The sequence below is a fragment of the Curtobacterium sp. VKM Ac-1393 genome (genome assembly GCF_015350995.1).
Lineage (GTDB): Bacteria > Actinomycetota > Actinomycetes > Actinomycetales > Microbacteriaceae > Curtobacterium.
The window spans coordinates 145,109-161,570 of sequence record NZ_JADKRW010000005.1; the positions used below are offsets into that span (position 1 = coordinate 145,109).

General features: G+C 70.1%; 16 protein-coding genes. 3 read left to right on the forward strand and 13 right to left on the reverse strand.

Translation table 11 applies throughout. The features are described 5' to 3' along the window. Window positions 1-53: 53 nt before the first annotated feature. The 3 genes from ITJ59_RS12510 to ITJ59_RS12520 form a co-directional block, all read right to left on the reverse strand. Window positions 54-236, reverse strand: coding sequence for a hypothetical protein (locus tag ITJ59_RS12510; protein WP_194651475.1), 183 nt, complete (start codon window positions 234-236; stop codon window positions 54-56). 293 nt (window positions 237-529) lie between these two features. Next, window positions 530-1,159, reverse strand: a complete 630-nt coding sequence (gene rpsD, locus ITJ59_RS12515; RefSeq protein ID WP_111083900.1) for a 30S ribosomal protein S4 — start codon at window positions 1,157-1,159, stop codon at window positions 530-532. A 222-nt stretch (window positions 1,160-1,381) separates the two neighbouring features. Next, window positions 1,382-2,734 carry a replication-associated recombination protein A gene (locus ITJ59_RS12520; protein ID WP_194651839.1) on the reverse strand — a complete coding sequence of 451 codons (1,353 nt, stop codon included), beginning with the start codon at window positions 2,732-2,734 and terminating at the stop codon, window positions 1,382-1,384. 129 nt (window positions 2,735-2,863) lie between these two features. Here ITJ59_RS12520 and ITJ59_RS12525 point away from each other — a divergent pair, with 129 nt between their 5' ends. Beyond that, window positions 2,864-3,676, forward strand: a complete 813-nt coding sequence (locus ITJ59_RS12525) for a peptidylprolyl isomerase (protein WP_194651477.1) — start codon at window positions 2,864-2,866, stop codon at window positions 3,674-3,676. Window positions 3,677-3,789: 113 nt separating this feature from the next. Next, entirely contained in the window at window positions 3,790-5,022 is a 1,233-nt protein-coding gene (locus ITJ59_RS12530) for a DUF349 domain-containing protein (RefSeq protein WP_194651479.1), read from the forward strand. A gap of 101 nt (window positions 5,023-5,123) precedes the next feature. Here ITJ59_RS12530 and ITJ59_RS12535 read toward each other — a convergent pair whose 3' ends face one another. From ITJ59_RS12535 to ITJ59_RS12555, 5 genes are read right to left on the reverse strand one after another with little or no spacing between them, the layout of a single operon-like run. After that, window positions 5,124-6,086, reverse strand: coding sequence for a bifunctional riboflavin kinase/FAD synthetase (locus tag ITJ59_RS12535; RefSeq protein ID WP_194651481.1), 963 nt, complete (start codon window positions 6,084-6,086; stop codon window positions 5,124-5,126). Between the two features lie 8 nt (window positions 6,087-6,094). Beyond that, window positions 6,095-6,541: a hypothetical protein gene (locus ITJ59_RS12540; protein WP_194651483.1), complete on the reverse strand. Its 447-nt coding sequence runs from the start codon at window positions 6,539-6,541 to the stop codon at window positions 6,095-6,097. A 45-nt stretch (window positions 6,542-6,586) separates the two neighbouring features. Further along, window positions 6,587-6,952, reverse strand: a complete 366-nt coding sequence (locus ITJ59_RS12545) for a hypothetical protein (RefSeq protein WP_194651485.1) — start codon at window positions 6,950-6,952, stop codon at window positions 6,587-6,589. Next, window positions 6,949-7,917, reverse strand: coding sequence for a tRNA pseudouridine(55) synthase TruB (truB, locus tag ITJ59_RS12550; protein WP_194651487.1), 969 nt, complete (start codon window positions 7,915-7,917; stop codon window positions 6,949-6,951). The genes ITJ59_RS12545 and truB overlap by 4 nt, the downstream gene beginning before the upstream one ends. Before the next feature lie 22 nt (window positions 7,918-7,939). Beyond that, window positions 7,940-8,386, reverse strand: a complete 447-nt coding sequence (locus tag ITJ59_RS12555; RefSeq protein ID WP_194651489.1) for a hypothetical protein — start codon at window positions 8,384-8,386, stop codon at window positions 7,940-7,942. Between the two features lie 22 nt (window positions 8,387-8,408). Here ITJ59_RS12555 and ITJ59_RS12560 point away from each other — a divergent pair, with 22 nt between their 5' ends. Continuing rightward, a complete protein-coding gene (locus ITJ59_RS12560) occupies window positions 8,409-9,329 on the forward strand; it encodes an A/G-specific adenine glycosylase (protein ID WP_416354866.1) in 921 nt (306 codons plus the stop codon). Window positions 9,330-9,408: 79 nt separating this feature from the next. On the opposite strand, the gene rbfA is transcribed toward ITJ59_RS12560, so the two are convergent. From rbfA to ITJ59_RS12585, 5 genes are all read right to left on the reverse strand, one after another. Continuing rightward, window positions 9,409-9,879 (reverse strand): 30S ribosome-binding factor RbfA, encoded by a 471-nt coding sequence (gene rbfA, locus ITJ59_RS12565; RefSeq protein WP_194651491.1) that lies wholly within the window; start codon window positions 9,877-9,879, stop codon window positions 9,409-9,411. 89 nt (window positions 9,880-9,968) lie between these two features. Further along, the gene (gene infB / locus ITJ59_RS12570) at window positions 9,969-12,830 is read right to left on the reverse strand and encodes a translation initiation factor IF-2 (protein WP_194651493.1); all 2,862 of its coding nucleotides are present in this window, start codon (window positions 12,828-12,830) and stop codon (window positions 9,969-9,971) included. A 73-nt stretch (window positions 12,831-12,903) separates the two neighbouring features. Beyond that, on the reverse strand, window positions 12,904-13,215 hold the full coding sequence (locus ITJ59_RS12575; RefSeq protein WP_194651495.1) for a YlxR family protein: 312 nt from the start codon (window positions 13,213-13,215) through the stop codon (window positions 12,904-12,906). A gap of 67 nt (window positions 13,216-13,282) precedes the next feature. Continuing rightward, window positions 13,283-14,278 carry a transcription termination factor NusA gene (gene nusA, locus ITJ59_RS12580; RefSeq protein ID WP_194651496.1) on the reverse strand — a complete coding sequence of 332 codons (996 nt, stop codon included), beginning with the start codon at window positions 14,276-14,278 and terminating at the stop codon, window positions 13,283-13,285. 279 nt (window positions 14,279-14,557) lie between these two features. After that, entirely contained in the window at window positions 14,558-16,309 is a 1,752-nt protein-coding gene (locus tag ITJ59_RS12585; protein ID WP_194651498.1) for a proline--tRNA ligase, read from the reverse strand. Between the last annotated feature and the right edge of the window lie 153 nt (window positions 16,310-16,462).

Sequence of the window (16,462 nt, forward strand, 5' to 3'; positions counted from 1 at the left end):
GGGTTCAGGTCGGGGGTGGGAAGAGGGAGCGTGACGGTGTCCGGCCGGACGGCTCAGACGTCGGTGCGGAGCTCGGCGTCGCGCGACCGGTAGCCGTCGGCGATGGCACCGGTGAAGGCCTTCGTGCCGGCGTTCACGTCGGCGAAGAACCGGGCGCCACCCGGGGTCCGGGCGACCTGGTGCGCCACGGCGAATCCGATGACGACGCCGACCGCGACGAAGAACAGCTGCTTCACGGTGCCTCTCCCTCTGTGCACCCTGGCGGTGCATGCCCGGACAAGCTTAGCCGCCGGCCACTTCCGCACGTTCCCGCCCGCAAGACGCCGTCGTGTCCGCACGACGCCGCCGAAACCGGCGGCGTCTCGTGCAGCTGGAGGCGTGTCGCGCAGACGCCGGCGTCTTGCAGCACACGGCCGCCCCTGCCCCGACGCCACCGCCCCGCACGAGACGCCGGTGTGTTGCGTGCCGGAACGCCGAACGGCGGGCCGCCCTCGAGAGGACGACCCGCCGTTCGGGTGTGATCAGTGGATCAGCGAGCTGCGTAGTACTCGACGACGAGCTGCACTTCACAGGTCACGGGGACCTCGGCGCGCTTCGGGCGACGCACGAGGCGGGCCTGGAGCTTGTCGATCTCGACCTCGAGGTAGCCCGGGACCTTCGGGAGGACTTCCTGGTGGCCACCGGCAGCGGCGACCTGGAAGGGCTCCATCGACTCGGACTTCGGCTTGACGTGGATCAGCTGGCCCTCCTTGACGCGGAAGGAGGGGCGGTCCACGAGCTTGCCGTCGACGAGCAGGTGACGGTGCACGATCAGCTGACGAGCCTGCGCGGTGGTGCGGGCGAAGCCGGCACGCACGACGAGGGCGTCGAGGCGCTGCTCGAGGAGCTCGACCAGGTTCTCACCGGTCAGGCCCTTCGTCTTGCGGGCCTCTTCGAAGACGATGCGGAGCTGCTTCTCGCGGATGCCGTACTGGGCGCGCAGACGCTGCTTCTCTCGGAGGCGGACGGCGTAGTCGCTGTCCGCACGACGGCGCGTACGGCCGTGCTCACCGGGGCCGTAGGGGCGCTTCTCGAGGTAACGGGCCGCCTTCGGCGTCAGCGGGATGCCGAGTGCGCGCGACAGGCGGGTCTTGCTGCGGGTACGTGACTTGGTAGACACAGGGTCCTTTTCTCTGTTCGAACTGAATACTCACCGGAGGCCGGGCACGCGAGTGCCGGTGGCCCCGACGACGGGATCCAGAGGGATGAGCCTGTGGGATCGGACGGCTACAGTCCGAACCTCTGCCCCCGTACCACCGGAGTGGCACTCTGTCCTCAACGCAGCCGTGCTCGAGGACCAGGACGTAGGCCCGTCAATGCTAGCAGGAACTCGACGTGGCTCCTACTGACCGCGGGTGATCTTCCGGAGTCGTTCGAGCCGCGGCCCGACCTCGCGCTCGAACCCGTTGCCGGTCGGCGTGTAGTACTCGGTGCCCTCGAGCACATCGGGCAGGTACTGCTGCTCCGCGACCCCGTGCTCGGCGTCGTGCGAGTAGACGTAGCCCTTGCCGTGCCCGAGCCGCTTCGCGCCCGCGTAGTGCGCGTCGCGCAGGTGCATCGGCACGGTGCCCATCCGACCGGCCTTGACGTCCGCCATCGCCGCGTTCACGCCGTTGTAGGCGGCGTTCGACTTCGGCGCCGTCGCCAGGTACACGACGGCCTCGGCCAGGGGGATGCGGCCTTCGGGCATCCCGATGAGCTGCACGGCCTGTGCAGCCGCCACGGCGATGGGCAGGGCCTGGGGGTCGGCCATGCCGATGTCCTCGGACGCCGAGATGATGATGCGCCGCGCGATGAACCGGGAGTCCTCGCCCGCCTCGATCATCCGGGCGAGGTAGTGCAACGCCGCGTCGACGTCGCTCCCCCGCACCGACTTGATGAAGGCACTGATGACGTCGTAGTGCTCGTCCCCCTGACGGTCGTATCGCAGCAGAGCGCGGTCGACGGCTGCGGCGACGGTGTCCGCGTCGACCACGGGCACGGTGTCGTCGCCGTCGTCCTGCGCCGCGGTGGCCGAGGCGGCGGCGGCCTCGAGCGCGGTGAGCGCCCGTCGGGCGTCGCCGGAGGCCAGTCGCACGATCGCACCGCGCGCTTCGTCACCGAGCACCACCGCACCGCCGAGCCCCCGGGGGTCCTCGACCGCACGGTCGACGAGCATGCCGAGGTCGCCGTCGGTGAGCGGCTTCAGGGTGAGGAGCAGCGAGCGCGAGAGCAGCGGCGAGATGACCGAGAACGACGGGTTCTCGGTGGTCGCGGCGATGAGGATGACCCACCCGTTCTCGACACCGGGGAGCAGGGCGTCCTGCTGGGCCTTGCTGAACCGGTGGATCTCGTCGAGGAACAGCACCGTCGTGGAGCCGTAGAGGTCGCGGTGCGTGAGGGCCTTCTCCATGACCTCGCGCACGTCCTTGACACCGGCGGTCACGGCGGACAGCTCGACGAACTCGCGCCCGGACTGCCGTGCGATGGCCTGCGCCAACGTCGTCTTTCCGGTGCCGGGAGGACCCCAGAGGATGACCGACACGCCACCCGGGTTGTCGCGGGTGCCGGTGGCGAGCTGCACGAGCGGCGATCCGCGACCGAGCAGGTGCTGCTGACCGGCGACCTCGTCGAGACTGGTGGGACGCATCCGGACCGCGAGCGGGACGGAGCCCTGCGCGAGACCGGCGCGACCACCCGTGGTGGGCGCACGCATGCCCGAACGGTCCGCTGCCATGCGTCAATCGTAGGCCGACCCGCTGACAGCCCCGCGCCTCCCAGGCCGTTGATGGCGACGACTCGGCTACGCTCGTTGCACACTGCGACGAGAGGGCAGAACAGCACCGTGGCACCGAAGATCCCAGCGCGCGACAACCGCGAGGCGCGCGAGCGCCTCCGTCTCTACCAGGCCCGCCAGGGACTCCACGACCGGCAACGACGCCGACGTGTCCGCGACAACGTCGTCGGCGCCGGTGTGCTGGTGCTGGTCGCCGCCCTCGCGACCGGTTCGCAGCTCGCCTTCGCCGGGTCACAGGGGAACGGGTCAGCGGACGCCAGCGCGAGCGCGACGGCCACCCCGACGCCCTCCGCCAGTGCCACCGCCGCGAACACCGGCGACGTGCCGAGCAAGACGATCGCGAAGGGCGCGACCTGGACGGGCTCGCTGACGCTCAACAAGTCGATCGACCTCGGCATCGAGCTCGACGGTGCGAAGGCCCCGCAGGCCACGAGCGTCGAGATCTCGCTGATCGAGAAGCAGTTCTACAACGGCACCACGTGCCACCGACTCGCCGACAGCGACGGACTGAAGTTCCTGCAGTGCGGCTCGGCGAACGGTGACGGCACCGGCGACGCGGGGTTCCAGTACGGCCCGCTCGAGAACGTCCCGGCCGACGGCGTGTACGACGCGGGCACCATCGCGATCGCCCGCTCGAGCTCGCCGTACTCGCAGTCGACCCAGTTCTTCATCGTCTACGGCAAGACCACGCTCGACGGCTCGACGGGCGGCTACACGGTCGTCGGCAAGGTCACGAGTGGCCTGTCCGGACTCGAGTCGAAGATCGCCGACAAGGGCATCGCTTCACCCGGCCAGGACGGCACCGGCGAGCCGAAGGTGGCGACGAAGATCACCGACGCGACCATCGCGCAGGAGAAGTAGTCCACAAGCCGTCGCCCGCAGCGGGCCGCGGAGGCCGTCCGTGCAATAGGCTGACGACCTGACCGTGCCGACGGTGACGTCGGCGATGCACGACCACGATCGAGGCGAGACCTGTGGGATCTGACGAAGCAACGACCTGGGGGCGGGTCGACGAGAACGGCACCGTGTACGTCCGGTACGAAGAGACCGAACGGACGGTCGGTGAGTACCCGGACGCGACCCCCGAAGAAGCCCTCGCCTACTTCGCGCGGAAGTACGCCGACCTCGAGGGGCAGGTGAAGATCGCCGAGCAGCGCGTCCAGCGTGGTGCGTCGGCGAACGACGTCGCCCGGACGGTCGAGCACCTGACGACCCTGGTGGCCGAAGCCCGCGTGGTCGGCGACATCAAGTCGCTCGAGACCCGGGTGGGCGCGCTCACCGAGCAGCTCGGCTCGCTCACCAAGGAGCAGGCAGAGCAGGCGCAGCAGGCCCTGAACGACGCCCTGGCGCACCGTGCGGCCCTGGTCGGCGAGGCTGAGGCACTCGCGGCCGTCGACCCCGCACGCGCGCAGTGGAAGCAGATCACGGCGCAGCTGGACGACGTGTTCGCCCGCTGGCAGCAGCACCAGCACGACGGCCCGCGCATCCCCAAGAACGAGGCCAACGAGCTCTGGAAGCGGTTCCGCGCAGCGCGGTCCACCGTCGACCAGCACCGTCGTGCGTTCTACTCCGAGCTCGACGCGCAGCACCGCGACGCCCGCACCCGCAAGCAGGAGCTCGTGACCCAGGCCGAGGCGCTCGCCTCGCGTGGGTCCGATGCGATCCCGGACTACCGCCAGCTGCTCGACGACTGGAAGGGCGCCGGACGCGCCGGCAAGCGGCACGACGACGCCCTCTGGGCGCGGTTCAAGGCCGCCGGCGACGTGCTGTTCGAGCAGCGCCACGCGGAGAGCGCAGCAGAGGACGAGGAGTTCTCGGGCAATCTCGAGGCCAAGCAGGCGCTCCTGACCGAGGCCGAGCCGCTGCTCAAGGCGACCGACCGGGTGGCCGCGCGCAAGACCCTCACCGGGATCCAGCGCCGTTGGGACGAGGTCGGCAAGGTCCCCCGCGCGGACGTCCGTCGCATCGAGGATCGGCTGCGTGCGATCGAGGACCACGTGCGTGGGCTCGAGGACGCGCACTGGAAGGAGTCCAACCCGGAGCGCAAGGCCCGGCAGACCGGACTCGCCAGCCAGCTCGAGGACGCCATCGGCAAGCTCGAGTCCGAGCTCGCCGACGCCCAGGCCTCCGGCGACGCCCGCAAGATCAAGGACGCGCAGGAAGCGCTCGACGCCCGCAAGATCTGGCTCGACGCCCTCGGCAGCTAGTCACGCCACACGACGACGCCCCCGTGACCGATCGGTCACGGGGGCGTCGTTGCGTGGCGTCCTGCGGCGTCGTCGCGCGGCGTCGTGCGGCTGACCGTCGTTCAGACCGGCGTGTGCATGCCGAGCAGCAACCGGATGTCGAGGTCGTCCTGCCGCATCTGCGCGGCGAGCTCGTCCATCGAGTCGAACTTCACCATGCCCCGCACGTACGACACGAAGAGCACCGAGATGCGATCGCCGTACAGGTCCAGGTCGACGTCGAGCAGGTGCGCCTCGATCTGCTTCGCGGGGACACCTTCGAACGTCGGGTTGTTGCCCACCGACACCGCAGCCGGGTACACCGTGCCGTCGTGCAGCACGCGGGCGGCGTAGACCCCGTCGGCCGGCGCGAAGCCCTCGAACGCCGGGTCGAGGTTCGCCGTCGGGTACCCCATGGCCCGGCCGCGCTGGTTGCCGTGCACGACCGTGCTGCGGACCGCGTGTTCACGTCCGAGCAGCCGTGCGGCCTCGGCCACGCGCCCGTCACCGAGTAGCTCGCGGATCCACGTCGACGAGACCCGCCGCTCGCCGTCCGGTCGGACGTCGTCCACCAGGTCGACGTCGTCGATGAGCTCGACCGTGAAACCGTGCTGCTCCCCCAGAGTGCGCAGGAGCGCGACGTCGCCGGCGCCCTTCGCCCCGAAGCGGAAATCGCTGCCGACGAACACCAGCCGGGCGTGCAGGGTGTCGACGAGGATCTCGGACACGAACGCCTCGGGTGCCTTCGACTGCAGGTCTGTGTCGAAGCGGAGCAGCAGGGTGGCGTCGACGCCGGCCCCGGCGAGGAGTTCCCGGCGCTGCGCCGTGCTCGTGAGGGCCGGTGGGACGTGCTGCGGATCGATGACGTTGAGCGGGTGCTGGTCGAACGTCACGACGGTGGCGACGAGGCCCTGTTCGTGGGCGGCGCGCTCCAGGTGCGCGATCACCGCGCGGTGCCCGACGTGCACGCCGTCGAACTTGCCGATCGTGACGGCGCTCGGGCCGAAGCCGTCCGCGACGTCGGCGATGTAATCGTAGAACTGCACGGCTGCTCCTACTCGCCCGCGGGCGCGGTGGTCGATGCGGGCAACGGCTCGGTGGTCGCGGTGCGGTGGTGCTTGCGGAGCCACCAGAGGCCCGCGATCGGCAGCACCAGGGGTGCGAAGGCGTAGCCCATGCCGTAGTACGACCAGATCGTGTCGTCGGGGAAGAGCTGGCGGTCGAACAGCGACAGCGTGCCGATGACGAGCACGCCGGTCATCTCGAAGACGATCGTCACGCACGCCACGCGGTACCAGGACCGTCCGGGCACGATGAGGGCGATCATCGCGACGATGTACACGACGGCGGCGATGGCGCTCACCGTGTACGCGAACGGCGCGAACGAGAACTTCTCGATGATCTGGACGACGCTCCGGCCCGTCGCTGCCAGGGCGAGGATGCCGTACACGGCGATGAGGACGCGGCCGATGCCGGTCGCGAGTGAGGATCTGGTCGCCATTGCACCGATTCTACCGACGCGCGGCGGCCACGATGACGCTCGACGTCAGTTCAGCGCGAACCAGATCTGGTACATCCGGTAGATCATGACCGCGACCGTGAACGCGCCGGCACCGAGCACGACGGTGCTCCACTTCGTGCGGTCCACGAGTGCCCAGACGATGGAGGCCGGTGGCACGAGCAGCACCGAGACCGCGTAGACGCCGAACTCGAGCGCGTTGCCGTCCGGCGGGCTGCCCGTCGCCGGCAGGACGATCGAGACGACCCCCTGCACCAGCAGCAGGAGCTCGATGAGCGCCAGGGAACCGACGGTGTAGTCGTTGGGCTTCCAGCCGATGAACCCGACGACGACGGCGAACAATCCCGCCAGCACGGCCACGACGAGCTGGACCCACATGAACCACTCGATCACGCGTGCGCTCCCTTCGGCGTGGCTGCGGACGGAGCAGCAGCCGGAGCGGGGAAGTTGGTGATGACCCGGAGCAGTCCGCGTCGTACCGAGACCAGCCCGACGAGGCGGTCGTCGTCGACGGCGACCGCGGCCACCGGACCGTCGGAGTCCGGGTGGTCGGCAGCGACCCGTTTGCCGTCGGTCAGGTCCTTGGCGGCGGCGGCATCGAGCGACACCGCCGAGAACAGGCGACGTGCCACGTCGGCCGGTCGGGCGAGCGCGGCACGGACGTCGACGTCGTCGTCCTCGAGGTCGATCGCGTCGGCCACGTCGAACGGGCCGACCCGGGTGCGGCGGAGGGCGGTGAGGTGCGCACCGGTGCCCAGGGTCGCGCCGACGTCACGGGCCAGGGCGCGGACGTAGGTGCCCGAGGAGCAGGTCACGACGACGTCGAGGTCGACGACCGGCACGGACACCCCGTCGACCGTGACGGTGCTGTCGTTCCGCCCGGTGACGTCGAACTGCGAGACGGTGACGGTCCGCGACTGCAGCTCGACCGTTTCGCCCTTGCGCGCGAGGTCGTAGGCACGACGGCCGTCGACCTTGATCGCGCTGACGGTGGACGGGACCTGGTCGATCTGGCCGCGCTGCACCGCGACGGCGCGTTCGACGGACTCGTCCGAGACGTCGGCACCGGCGACCCCGAGCGCCGCCGTCGGGGTGCCGTCGGCGTCGTCGGAGTCCGTGGACACGCCGAGGCGGATGGTGGCCGTGTAGGTCTTGCCCAGGCCGACGAGGTGGGTGAGGAGCCGGGTGGAGTGCCCGATCCCGAGCAGCAGCAGGCCGGTCGCCATCGGGTCGAGCGTCCCCGCGTGGCCGACCTTCTTCAGGCCGAGTCGACGGCGGGCGATGGACACGACGCGGTGGCTGGAGATCCCCTGCGGCTTGTCGACGAGGAGGATGCCGTCGGGCACGGTTTCGAGCACCAGAGGAGATTACCAGCGCCGGTCAGCAGGCGTCGTTCCACTCTCGCCGAGGGTGCTCGGGGTCGGTGACGTCCAGGACCGCGGACGCGGCGATCTTGACGTCCGCCCGACGCTCCAGCCGGCCGGCCTCTTGCTCGACCCAGAGCGACCAGCGCCAGAGCCCACGGACACCCGGCGCGAGCAACCCGTGCCCGTGCACGACGAGGACGCCGTCTCCGGCGCCGGTGGTGCGGAACGGTGCGACCACGTCGGAGCGCAACGCGTCCGGGTCGGCGGACGGCGCTGCAGCGGCCATCGCGGAGACCCCGTGCTGTTCGAAGCCGGCGACCAGCGCGGCCGCGACGTGCTCGAGGTCGGTGCCGTCCTGCCCGTCGATGCCGATCACGGTTCGGTTCGTGCCGACCTGCGCGATCGCCTCGGCCGCGATCGCGGCCATCGTGTCGGTCTCTTCCGGTGCCCAGCGTGCCATGCGTCCACCGTAGGCTGTCGTGGTGAACGCGAGCAGAGCCTCCCGGCCGGATGTGGAGAACGCGAGCGTCCCCGACATCGCGACCCCGTTGATCTCCTGGTTCCGGCAGGAAGCCCGCGACCTGCCGTGGCGCCGATCCGGCTTCCCCGCGTGGGGCACGTTGGTCAGCGAGATCATGCTGCAGCAGACGCAGGTCGCTCGCGTCATCCCCCGACTGGAGGCGTGGCTCACCCGGTGGCCGACCCCTGCGGACCTCGCGGCCTCACCCCCGGCGGACGCGGTGCGTGCCTGGGACCGGCTCGGCTACCCGAGACGGGCGCTCGCGCTGCACGCAGCGGCCACGGTGATCGCGACGGAGCACGGCAACGTCGTGCCGCGGGACGTCGACGCGCTGCTCGCACTGCCGGGGATCGGCGACTACACGGCGCGTGCCGTCGCAGTGTTCGCGTACGGCGACCGACACCCGGTCGTCGACGTCAACGTGCGACGGGTCCTGAAGCGCGTGCTCCGCGGCCAGGGCGATCCCGGGCCGGCGAAGGCCAAGGACGACCTGCCGCTGATGGAGTCCGTGCTACCCGACGACCGCGACGACGCCGCCACGACGAACGCCGCGGTGATGGAGCTCGGAGCGCTCGTGTGCGTCGCCCGCTCCCCCGCGTGCGATGCCTGTCCGATCGCGGACCGCTGCGCCTGGCGTGCTGCCGGGTACCCGGAGCACGACGGGCCCCGCGCGCCGAAGCAGGCGAAGTTCGCCGGGAGCGACCGGCAGGTGCGCGGCCTGATCATGGCCGAGCTCCGCGCGAGCGACGTGCCGGTCGCCCGGTCCGAGATCGAACCGGTGTGGCCCGACGCCGAGCAGCGGGACCGGGCACTCGCGTCGTTGCTGCGCGACGGCCTCGCCACCGGCGACGACGCGACCGGGTACCGACTGCCGGACGCCTGACGCGCCTGGCCGTCCGGGGACCGACACGCGAACGCCCCGCTGCGCACGGGGCGCAGCGGGGCGTTCGGACAGTCGTCGACTACGCCCGCGCAGCGTCCTGCTCGTCGTCGGACGCGTCGTCCTCGTCCTCGTCCTCGTCGCGCTTGTACGGGTCGGCGTCGCCGGCGTACGTCGCGCCGACCGACGCGGCACGGACCTGCTCGTCACGCACCGAGGCCTGCACGAGCAGGTCCTCCATGTGCGCCGAGGTCTCCGGCAGTGCGTCGGCGATGAACTCCAGCGACGGGGTGAGCCGCGCCGTGATGTTCTTCCCGACCTCGCTGCGGAGCATGCCGGTCGCGGCCTTGAGCGCCGCGGCGGAGTCGGCGCGCTCCTCGTCCGTGCCGTACACGGTGTAGAAGACGGACGCGTGCTGCAGGTCGCCCGTCACTCGGACGTCGGTGATCGTCACGAAGCCGAGACGCGGGTCGCGCAGACCCTTGTCGAGTCGACGTGCGACGACTTCCTTGATGCGGTCCGCCATCTTGCGCGCGCGCTGCGGATCGGCCATGGGTGCCTCCTGTGGCGATGTCTTGCTCTGGAACGGGGCTGGGCCCCGGCCTCCCGTGAAGGAAGCCGGGGCCCAGAGTAGTCACACGATCAGTCGCGCGGCTTCTCGACGAGCTCGGTGGTCTCGATCTCATCACCGATCTGGATGTCGTTGAACTTGCCCAGACCGATACCGGCCTCGAAGTCCGTGCGGACCTCGGTGGCGTCGTCCTTGAATCGACGGAGCGACTCGATCGCCAGTCCGTCGGCCAGCACCACACCGTCACGGATGACGCGCGCCTTGGCGTTGCGCGTGATCGTGCCGGAGCGGACGATGACACCTGCGATGTTGCCGAACTTCGAGGACCGGAAGACCTCGCGGATCTCGGCGACACCGGACTGGACCTCTTCGTACTCGGGCTTGAGCATGCCCTTGAGGGACTGCTCGATGTCGTCGAGTGCGTTGTAGATGACCGAGTAGAAGCGCACGTCGATGCCTTCGCGTGCTGCACGCTCCCGGGCCTTGACGTCCGGACGGACGTTGAACCCGACCACGATGGCGTTGTCGATCGTGGCGAGGTCGATGTCCGACTCGGTGATCGCACCGACACCGCGGTGGAGGATGCGGAGCTGGACGCTGTCGTCGACCTCGATGTCCAGGAGCGACTGCTCGAGTGCCTCGACGGCACCGGAGACGTCACCCTTGATGATGAGGTTGAGCGAGTCGACCTTGCCCTCTTCGAGTGCACGGGTGAAGTCCTCGAGCGAGATGCGCTTGCGGGCCTTGGCCAGCTGGGCGTTGCGCTCGGCGGCTTCACGCTTCTCGGCGATCTGACGTGCCGTGCGGTCTTCCTCGGTGACGAGGAACGTGTCGCCGGCGCGGGGCACCGAGGACAGACCCTGCACCTGGACCGGACGGCTCGGCGTAGCGGCCTTGACCGCGACACCGTTCTCGTCGGTCATCGCACGGACGCGGCCGTACGCCGTACCCGCCACGATGGCGTCGCCGACGTGCAGCGTTCCGGACTGGATGAGGACGGTCGCCACCGCACCACGGCCCTTGTCGAGCCGTGCTTCGATCGCAACGCCTCGGGCGTCCTTGTCGGGGTTCGCACGCAGGTCGAGCCCGGCGTCGGCGGTGAGCAGCACGGCGTCCAGGAGGTCCTGGATACCGATGTTCTGCCGAGCCGACACGTCGACGAACATGACGTCTCCGCCGTACTCTTCCGCGACGAGGTTGTACTCGGTGAGCTGCTGGCGGACCTTGGCCGGGTTCGCGCCTTCCTTGTCGATCTTGTTCACCGCGACCACGATCGGCACGTTGGCCGACTGCGCGTGGTTGAGCGCCTCGATCGTCTGGGGCATGATGCCGTCGTCCGCCGCGACCACGAGGATCGCGATGTCGGTGACCTGCGCACCACGAGCACGCATGGCCGTGAAGGCCTCGTGACCCGGGGTGTCGATGAACGTGATCGGACGCTCGATGCCCTCGTGCTCGGTGACGATCTGGTACGCACCGATGTGCTGGGTGATGCCACCGGCTTCACCCTCGACGACCTTCGAGTTGCGGATCGCGTCGAGCAGTCGCGTCTTACCGTGGTCGACGTGACCCATGACGGTCACGACCGGGGGACGGATCTGCAGGACGGAGTCGTCCTCGTCGGCGTACTCGGCATCGATGTCGATGTCGAAGCCCTCGAGGAGCTCCTTGTCCTCGTCCTCCGGCGAGACGATCTGGATCTTGTACCCCAGCTCGTCGCCGAGGACCTCGAACGTGGCCTCGTCCAGCGACTCGGTAGCGGTCGCCATCTCACCGAGGTGGAACAGCACCGTGACCAGGTTGCCGGGCATGGCGTCGATCTTGTCCGCGAAGTCCGAGATGCTCGCACCACGGCGGAGTCGGACGACCGTGTTGCCGTCACCACGAGGGACCTGCACACCGCCGAGCGACGGGGCCTGACGCATCTCGTACTCGGCGCGCTTCGTCCGCTTCGACTTGCGGGCGCGGCTCTTGCCACCACCACGACCGAACGCACCAGCGGTACCGCCGCCGGGGCCACGACCACGGCCACCGCCACCGGCGGGACGCGGGCCGCTGAAGGCCGGACGCGGGAAGCCGCCACCGGCGCCACCACCGGCACCCGGACGAGCACCACCGGGGCCGCCACGACCGCCGCCACCCTGGCCCGGGCGCTGCCCGAAGCCGTTGGGACGGTTGGCCTGACCGGGTCCACCCGGACGCGGGGCACCCGGACGCGGGACGCCGGGACGCGGGGGCTGCGGACGGGGGATGCCCGAACCGCCGGCACCGGCACCAGCGGCGGGGCGCTGGCCCATGCCCTGGTTCGAGGCGAACGGGTTGTTGCCGGGGCGCGGCGGGCGCGAGCCCATGCCCTGGTTCGACGCGTAGGGGTTGTTGCCCGGACGTGCTCCGGGCTTCGGGCCACCGGGCTTCGGGCCGGCAGCGGCGGGCTTGGCACTCGAGCCGGGCTTCACCGCGTCGGTCTTCGGCTCGTCACCGGTGGAGTCGGCCGGCTGCGTGGCAGCCTGCTGCTCGGCGGCGGCCTTCTCGGCGCGTGCCTTCTGCGCGGCCTCGGCCTCGGCCTGTCGCTGAGCGACGGACTTCGGTGCGGCCGGTGCCGGCACGTCCTCGGCAGCGGGCGCTGCCTGGACCTCGGGCTCCGGGGCGGGTGCCGGACGCACCGGACCGGGGCGGGGGCCGCCGGGCTTCGGTGCGCTGGACTTGGGCGCGCTGGTCTTCGCCGGTGCGCTCGGCGCGGCGGCCGATGCAGCGGGCTTGGATGCCGGGACACCGTCTGCCTGCAGGGCAGCACGGAGCTTCCGTGCAACGGGGGGCTCGATGCTCGAGCTGGCACCCCGGACGAACTCGCCGAGCTCCTTGAGCTTCTCGAGTGCGGTCTTGCTGTCGACGCCGAGTTCGCTTGCGATCTCGTGTACGCGTGGTTTAGCCACTGTTCTCCTTCACGGGTCCCACCCCGTAAAGGGCAGGACTCAATGGATGACGGGTCTCATTTCGAGCCGCTCATCAGTTGTCCATAAGCCGTTCAGCCTGTTCTGTCATGTCCGGGCGCTCGGTCGACTCTCGTGAGAGGGCGACGATGTGGTCGAGCACCGCGGACGTGTCGGGATCGCGATCCAACCGGAGCGCACGGCGGAAAGCCCTGCGCTTGACGGCCAGATCGTAGGCATCGACGGTCGGTGTGAGCCATGCTCCCCGGCCCGGCATGACTGCCTTCGGATCGGCCACGACGCGGCCGTCGCTCAGGGCGACGACTCGGAGAAGTGAGGATCGGGAAGCGCGACGACGACTGCCGATGCACGTTCTGACGGGAACCACTCTACTCCTTGCCTCGGACGTCCGCGATCCGGCGCGCCCTTCTGGGCACGCCGGAGGCGAAATCGTCCTAGTCGTCGCCGTCCAGGATGGAGTCCGGCTGGATGTCGATGCGAGCGCCGGTGAGCTTCGCGGCCAGGCGGGCGTTCTGCCCTTCCTTGCCGATCGCGAGCGACAGCTGGTAGTCCGGAACGAGCGCACGGACGGCCTTGGTCGACGCGTCGAGCACGAACGCACTCGTCACCTTCGCAGGCGACAGGGCGCTCGCGACGAACGCCGACAGGTCCGGGGACCAGTCCACGATGTCGACCTTCTCGGCGCCCAGTTCGTTGGTCACCGCACGCACACGCGCGCCGAGTTCGCCGATGCAGGCACCCTTCGCGTTGACGCCCGGCTCGTTCGCCTTGACCGCGATCTTCGTGCGGTGCCCGGCCTCGCGTGCGAGCGACGTGATCTCCACGACACCGGACGCGATCTCCGGCACCTCGAGCGCGAAGAGCTTCCGGACCAGGCCCGGGTGCGTGCGCGAGACGGTGATCTGCGGGCCCTTGTTGCCGCGGGCGACGCTCGTCACGTACACGCGGATACGCGAACCGTGGGTGTAGGACTCCCCCGGCACCTGCTCTTCCGGCGGCAGGATCGCCTCGACCGTGCCGAGGTCGACCATCACCATGCGCGGGTTCGGGCCCTGCTGGACGACGCCGGCGACGATGTCGCCTTCCTTGCCACGGAACTCGCCGAGGATCTTGTCGTCACCGATGTCGCGCAGGCGCTGGTTGATGACCTGCTTCGCCGCGAACGCCGCGATGCGACCGAAGTCGCTGGGCTGGTCGACGGCTTCACCGATGACGGTGCCCTCGTCGTCGAGCTCGGGGACGTAGACACTGACCTCGCCGGACTTGCGGTCGAGCTCGACACGCGACTGCGCGTGAGCCGGCTCGCCGTTCTCTTCGGCGTGCTTCTGGTAGGCGGTCAGGATGGCAGATTCGATGATCTGGACCAGTTCGTCGAACGGGATCTCCCGCTCGCGCTCCATGAGTCGCAGGACTGCGAGATCGATCTTCACCGAGGTGCCTCCGTATTCAGATGAGTCGCTCCTGCGGATGGAACCGTCGCAGAAGTCGGCCACAAGCGTACCCCAGAACCAGACGGCGGACGGGAGGCCCGTGGCGGCATCGCCACGGGCCTCCCGTCCGTCAGGTGGTCACGTCCAGAGCGTGACACGCCGTCGTCTCGTCGAGACGCCGCCAGGTGCGCGAGACGCCACTGGATTCGGCGGCGTCTCATCGCGTTGCCGGTGTCCGGCGGACACGACGGCGTCTTGCGCAGGCAGGACGCCGTCGTCTCAGATCGCGCGGACCGCGTCGAGCAGCTCGGCGACCGGCACGTCGCGGCGTTCGCCGCTGGCACGGTTCCACAGCTCGACGACACCATCGGCGGCGCCACGGCCAGCGACGACCACGATCGGCATGCCGAGCAGCTCGGCGTCGCGGAGCTTCACGCCGGGCGACACCTTCGGGCGGTCGTCGTAGAGCACGTCGAACCGCTCGCCCTCGAGTTCGGCGACGATCGACGTCGCCAGGTCGTACGCGACCTGGTCACGGCCGGTGGCCACGATGTGCACGTCGAACGGCGCGACGTTCTTCGGCCACGCCAGCCCCTTGTCGTCGTTGTGCGCCTCGGCCAGGATCGCCAGGATGCGCGTCACGCCGATGCCGTACGAGCCCATCGTGACGGTCGCGAGCTTGCCGTTCTCGTCCTGCACCTTGAGGCCGAGGGCCTCGGCGTACTTGCGGCCGAGCTGGAAGACGTGTCCGATCTCCATGCCGCGGGCGGTCTCGAGGGGGCCGGAGCCGTCGGGCGACGGGTCCCCCGCGCGGACGTCGGAGACCTCGGCGACACCGTCGGCCACGAAGTCACGACCGGCGACCAGGCCGGACACGTGCACGCCGCGCTCGTTGGCACCGGTGAGCCAAGCGGTGCCGTCGACCACGCGCGGGTCGACGAAGTACCGGATGCCCGTGGCGCTGTCGGCACCGAGGACCTGCGGGCCGATGTAGCCCTTGACCAGGCCCTTGTTCTTGCGGAAGTCGTCGTCGCCTGCGGCTTCGACCTCGGCGGGGGCGAACGCCACCTCGGCGCGTTTGAGGTCGACGTCGCGGTCCCCGGGGAGCCCGACGACGACGACCTCGCGCGTGCCGTCCAGGTGGGTGAGCGCGAGCACGACGTTCTTCAGCGTGTCCGCCGCGGTCCACGGGGCCCCGTCGCGCGGGGCGACCTGGTTGGCGTGCGCGACGAGCGTGTCGATCGTCGGGGTGTCCGACGACGGCAGCAGCACGGCGTCGGGCTGGCCCTCGATCGGCAGGGACGCGGGCACGGGCGTGACGTACGCCTCGACGTTGGCCGCGTAGCCGTTGGCGCTGCGGACGAAGGTGTCCTCGCCCACGGCGATCGGGTGCAGGAACTCCTCCGACTTGGAGCCGCCCATCGCGCCGGCGTCAGCCTTGACGATGACGTACTCGAGGCCGAGGCGGGCGAAGATCTTCTCGTACGCGTCGCGCATGACCTGGTAGCTGCGCTCGAGGCCCTCGTCGGTGAGGTCGAACGAGTACGCGTCCTTCATGGTGAACTCGCGACCGCGCAGCAGACCGGCACGGGGGCGCGCTTCGTCGCGGTACTTGTCCTGGATCTGGAACAACGTGACGGGCAGGTCCTTGTACGACGAGTACAGGTCCTTCACCAGGAGCGCGAACATCTCTTCGTGCGTCGGGGCGAGCAGGTAGTCGGAACCCTTGCGGTCCTGCAGGCGGAACATGCCGTCGCCGTACTCGGTCCAGCGGTTCGTCGCCTCGTACGGCTCGCGCGGCAGGAGCGCCGGCAGCAGCACTTCCTGCGCACCAGCGGCGACCATCTCGTCGCGGATGATCCCCTCGATCTTGGCGCGCACCCGGAGTCCGAGCGGCAGCCAGGCGAAGATCCCCGGGGACTGGCGACGGACGTACCCGGCGCGGACGAGCAGCTTGTGGCTCGTCACCTCGGCGTCGGAGGGGTCGTCGCGGAGCGTACGGAGGAACAGATGCGAAAGCCGAGTGACCACGGGGCCAGCCTAGCGGCGCGCGCGCACCGTGAGGCACTCGCACGGTGCGAGCCGTTCGCACGGTGCGAGGGTCCAGGCGAACGGTGCGAGGTTGCGTACTCGGTGCGAGGCGCGGTGGCTCGCACCGAGTACGGAACCTCGCACGGGAGCGCC

Excerpts from the sequence above, each read along its gene's own strand:
- ITJ59_RS12520 (WP_194651839.1), bottom strand. The coding sequence starts at position 2,734 with ATGCGTGCGCCCACCACGGGTGGTCGCGCCGGTCTCGCGCAGGGCTCC.
- rbfA (WP_194651491.1), bottom strand. The coding sequence starts at position 9,879 with ATGGCCGATCCGCAGCGCGCGCGCAAGATGGCGGACCGCATCAAGGAA.
- ITJ59_RS12555 (WP_194651489.1), bottom strand. The coding sequence starts at position 8,386 with ATGGCACGCTGGGCACCGGAAGAGACCGACACGATGGCCGCGATCGCG.
- ITJ59_RS12540 (WP_194651483.1), bottom strand. The coding sequence starts at position 6,541 with ATGGCGACCAGATCCTCACTCGCGACCGGCATCGGCCGCGTCCTCATC.